The organism is Xanthomonas albilineans (assembly GCF_002939705.1).
Classification (GTDB): domain Bacteria; phylum Pseudomonadota; class Gammaproteobacteria; order Xanthomonadales; family Xanthomonadaceae; genus Xanthomonas_A; species Xanthomonas_A albilineans.
Genome location: NZ_MDCB01000106.1, coordinates 1 through 406 on the forward strand (window position 1 = coordinate 1; position 406 = coordinate 406).

The 406-nt window shown below is 63.1% G+C and carries 1 protein-coding gene; it reads left to right on the plus strand.

The genetic code is table 11. The annotated features are described in order from the left end of the window. On the plus strand, window positions 1–406 hold a 406-nt coding region (locus XalbCFBP2523_RS15960), incomplete at both ends, for a phosphopantetheine-binding protein (protein ID WP_249027748.1).

The following is a 406-nucleotide window of genomic DNA, read 5'->3' on the forward strand; positions in this document are numbered from 1 at the left end:
GTCTGGAGACAATCGGTCGGCACGATAACTTCTTCGCCCTCGGCGGACATTCGCTGTTGGCGGTACGGGTCGCTTCGCGCTTGCGTCAGGAGCTCGATGTCGAGATCGGCGTGGCCGAGTTGTTTGCCCATGCCACGCTCCAGCAGCTTGCCGCGTGTGTGATGTCTTCGTCCGGCGCGATCTTGCCGCCGATCTTGCCGCTGGCACCAGATGCATCGCGGGTGCTGTCGTTTGCGCAGCAACGGCTCTGGTTCCTATCCCAGTTCGAGGGCGTCAGTCAGGCGTATCACATCAGTGGTGGTTTGCGCTTGCGCGGAGCGCTGGAGACACAAGCGCTGCAACGTGCGCTGGATCGCATCGTGGCCCGGCATGCGTCGCTGCGCACGACCTTCGCGTTGATCGATGG